Source organism: Pseudomonas baetica, from assembly GCF_051216495.1.
Lineage (GTDB): Bacteria > Pseudomonadota > Gammaproteobacteria > Pseudomonadales > Pseudomonadaceae > Aquipseudomonas > Aquipseudomonas baetica_B.
In genome coordinates, this window is record NZ_JBPKAM010000214.1 from 1 (window position 1) to 3,512 (window position 3,512).

A 3,512-nucleotide genomic window follows, 5' to 3' on the forward strand; every position below is an offset into this window, starting at 1 on the left:
CCCCCTCCCCCCCCCCCCCCCTCCCCCCCCCCCCCCCCCCCCCCCCCCCCCCCCCCCCCCCCCCCCCCCCCCCCCCCCCCCACAGGGGATTTGCACTAGGCAGTCATCGGCGCTAACTCCGGTTCCGGCTCGGTCAACATCTTCCGGAAGGTCTCCACCAGCGGCCGCAGATTGACCCGGTGCCACGCCACCCACAGCGGTCGACTGACGCAAATCCACGGCACTTCCCGCAGGACCACGCCCGGTGGTGCGTTGCGGCTCAAGCCTTTCTGGACCATGGCGATGCCCAGTCCCGAGGCCACCAGCGCAAACGCGGTGAAGGGGCCGGTGGCTTCCATGCGGATGTCCGGGGTGAAGCCGGCGCGGATGCAGGCGCTGACGAAGTCTTCGCGGTTACTGAGATTGTGGTGGTGCTGCACGCCGATCCACTCCTGCGCGGCGAGGTCGGCGGGGGTCAATGTGGCCTGGCTGGCCAATGGATGATCGTCGGGCAATGCCAGTAGCATCGGGTCGTCCAGCACCTGGAAACCCAGCAGGTCGGGGTCGTCGTCCGTCGGCGGTTCGCTGACAAGTGCGATATCCAGACTACGCTGTCGCAGGCCTTCGAGTTGTTCGGCGGAGCTCAGGTTGTACAGCGCCACGTGCACGTTCGGCCGCTCGCCTCGCAGTACACGCAAGGCATTGGGCAAGACACCGGCGTGCATGGCGTTTTCGATGTAGCCGATGCACAGACCGCCTTCTTCGCCGCGGCCGAGGCGTTTACCGAGGGATTCCAGGCGATTGGCGTGGGTCAGCAGGGCGCGGGTTTCGGCGAGGAACGTCTGGCCGTCGCGGGTGAGGCGAATGCGTTGCTGGCTGCGCTCGAACAGGGTCAGGCCCAGGCGCTCTTCGAGCTGGGCGATCTGCCGGCTCAGGGGCGACTGGGAAATGTGCAGGCGTTCGGCGGCGCGACCGACGTGTTCTTCCTCGGCGACGGTGACGAAGTAGCGCAATTGGCGGATGTCGAGCATGTCAGACCTCTGGGGACTCAAGTGCTGCCAATTATGTCTTGGGCGGTCCGATCCTCGCAATCTAGGATCTGCTCAACGGTAGGAGCCGGCTCCTACAGGTCACCAGACATTTGAGAGGATTCATCCATGAGCTTGAAAGACAAACTGCCCGGCGCGCTGGGCTTCGGTACTGCACCTTTGGGCAACATGTTCCGCGCCATTCCCGAGGAAGAAGCGCAAGCCACCGTCCACGCCGCCTGGGATGCCGGCGTGCGTTACTTCGACACCGCGCCGTTCTACGGTTCGGGCCTGTCGGAAATTCGCCTCGGTGAGGCACTGTCCCGCTACAACCGTGATGAATATGTGCTCAGCAGCAAGGTCGGCCGGGTGATTCTCGACGAAGTCGAAGACGCCGCCGCCCGCGATCTGGGCGAGAAGAGCGGGGTGTTCGAACACGGTCGCCCGAACAAGATCGTCAACGACTACAGCGCCGATGCGACGATGCGTTCGATCGAAGACAGCCTCAAGCGCCTGAAAACCGATCGGCTGGACATCGTCTGGGTGCATGACATCGCCCAGGACTTCTACGGCGATCAATGGTTGGAGTACTTCAACCAGGCGCGCACCGGGGCTTTCAAAGTGTTGACCCGATTGCGTGAAGAAGGCGTGATCAAGGGCTGGGGCCTGGGCGTGAACAAGGTCGAGCCGTGCGAACTGACTCTGGACCTGAGCGAAGCGCAGCCGGACGGTTTCCTGCTGGCCGGTCGCTACACGCTGCTGGACCATGACCGCGCCTTGCAGCGCTTGATGGATTCGGCGCTGGCGCAGAACGTCGAGATCGTGGTCGGCGGGCCGTACAGCTCAGGGATTCTGGCCGGTGGCGCGCACTTTGAATACCAGAAGGCCAGCCCGGCGATCATTGCCAAGGTTGAGCACATCAAACGTATCGCCGCCGCCCACGGCGTCGATATCAAAGCCGCTGCATTGCAGTTCTCGCTGGCTAACCCGGCAGTCGCCGCTGTGATTCCGGGCGCCAGCCGCCCAGAGCGGATTGCCGAAGATGTCGGCGCCTTGTCGGCGGTGATTCCCGCTGCCTTCTGGCAGGCACTGCGTGACGCGAAGCTGGTATCGGATCGCGCCCCATTACCCATCATTGGAGCTTGAGCATGAAAATCGATCTGAGTGGAAAACTGGCGATTGTCAGCGGCAGCACTGACGGCATTGGTCTGGGCATCAGCAAGGCACTGGCTGAGTCCGGCGCTACGGTGGTGGTGATCGGCCGTGACACGGCCAAGGTCGACCAGGCGCTGGCGAGCATACGTGAGCAGGTGCCCGGCGCCCAACTGCGCGGGCTGACCGCGGACCTGGGCACGGCAGAAGGCGCCCAGAAACTGTTCGCCGCCGAACCCCGCGCTGACGTGCTGGTTAACAACCTCGGGATCTACAACGCTGTGGATTTCTTCGAGACCCCGGACAGCGAGTGGACGCGCTTCTATGAAATCAATGTGATTTCCGGTGTGCGCCTGGCCCGGCATTACGTGCCGGACATGGTCAAGCAGGGCTGGGGCCGGGTGATTTTCCTGTCTTCGGAATCCGGCGTGGCGATCCCGGCCGAGATGATCAACTACGGCGTGACCAAAAGCGCCAACCTGGCGGTGTCCCATGGCTTGGCCAAACGTCTGGCGGGCACCGGGGTGACGGTCAACGCAATCCTGCCGGGGCCGACGTTCACCGCCGGTGTGGAGGCCATGCTCAAGGACGCCATCGCCGCCTCCGGGCGCAGCGCTCGCGAAGAAGCTGACGCTTTCGTGCGCAAGGCGCGTCCAAGCTCGATCATCCAGCGTGTGGCGGATGTCGAAGAGGTGGCGAACCTGGTGGCGTACATCGCCTCACCGCTATCCTCGGCCACCACCGGCGCCGCCTTGCGGGTCGACGGCGGTGTCGTCGACAGCCTGGCCATTTGAACCTTATTTGATCTGGAGAGTATTTTTCATGGCAACAACTTCTGCATCCATCGACATCCCGGCCTCGGCCGATCAGGTCTGGCAATTGATCGGCGGCTTCAACTCGCTGCCGGACTGGCTGCCGTTCATTCCCAAGAGTGAACTGAGCGAAGGCGGACGCGTGCGCAGCCTGCAAACGGCGGACGGCGCGGTGGTGATCGAACGTCTGCAAGCGTTCGACAATGACGGGAAAACCTACAGCTATTCGATTTTGCAGGCGCCGTTTCCGGCTACGGATTATCTGGCCACGATCCGCGTGGAGGCGCAGGGGCAGGGCGCCCGGGTGACCTGGTCCGGTCGGTTCGAGCCGGTGGGTGTGAGTGACGAGGAAGTGGTGGCGTTGTTTACCGGGATTTATCAGGGGGGGCTTGAGGCGTTGCGGGCCAATTACCCGGCCTGATCAACACCAACGATCCCCTGTAGGGGGGGGGGGGGGGGGGGGGGGGGGGGGGGGGGGGGGGGGGGGGGGGGGGGGGGGGGGGGGGGGGGGGGGGGGGGGGGGGGGGGGGGGGGGGGGGGG

At 64.7% G+C, this 3,512-nt stretch carries 4 protein-coding genes; 3 read left to right on the forward strand and 1 reads right to left on the reverse strand.

The features are described from left to right. Positions 1-95: 95 nt before the first annotated feature. Positions 96-1,010 carry a LysR substrate-binding domain-containing protein gene (locus ACSFE6_RS31185; protein ID WP_435431213.1) on the reverse strand — a complete coding sequence of 305 codons (915 nt, stop codon included), beginning with the start codon at positions 1,008-1,010 and terminating at the stop codon, positions 96-98. A 126-nt stretch (positions 1,011-1,136) separates the two neighbouring features. Here ACSFE6_RS31185 and ACSFE6_RS31190 point away from each other — a divergent pair, with 126 nt between their 5' ends. Genes ACSFE6_RS31190 through ACSFE6_RS31200 form a run of 3 tightly spaced genes read left to right on the forward strand, consistent with a single transcriptional unit; the run spans position 1,137 to position 3,392 of the window. Next, positions 1,137-2,153 carry an aldo/keto reductase gene (locus tag ACSFE6_RS31190; RefSeq protein WP_435431214.1) on the forward strand — a complete coding sequence of 339 codons (1,017 nt, stop codon included), beginning with the start codon at positions 1,137-1,139 and terminating at the stop codon, positions 2,151-2,153. Positions 2,154-2,155: 2 nt separating this feature from the next. Then, positions 2,156-2,953 carry an SDR family NAD(P)-dependent oxidoreductase gene (locus tag ACSFE6_RS31195; protein WP_435431215.1) on the forward strand — a complete coding sequence of 266 codons (798 nt, stop codon included), beginning with the start codon at positions 2,156-2,158 and terminating at the stop codon, positions 2,951-2,953. 28 nt (positions 2,954-2,981) lie between these two features. Continuing rightward, positions 2,982-3,392, forward strand: coding sequence for an SRPBCC family protein (locus ACSFE6_RS31200; RefSeq protein ID WP_272602689.1), 411 nt, complete (start codon positions 2,982-2,984; stop codon positions 3,390-3,392). Positions 3,393-3,512: the final 120 nt, after the last annotated feature.

Excerpts from the sequence above, each read along its gene's own strand:
- ACSFE6_RS31200 (WP_272602689.1), top strand. The coding sequence starts at position 2,982 with ATGGCAACAACTTCTGCATCCATCGACATCCCGGCCTCGGCCGATCAG.
- ACSFE6_RS31185 (WP_435431213.1), bottom strand. The coding sequence starts at position 1,010 with ATGCTCGACATCCGCCAATTGCGCTACTTCGTCACCGTCGCCGAGGAA.
- ACSFE6_RS31190 (WP_435431214.1), top strand. The coding sequence starts at position 1,137 with ATGAGCTTGAAAGACAAACTGCCCGGCGCGCTGGGCTTCGGTACTGCA.
- ACSFE6_RS31195 (WP_435431215.1), top strand. The coding sequence starts at position 2,156 with ATGAAAATCGATCTGAGTGGAAAACTGGCGATTGTCAGCGGCAGCACT.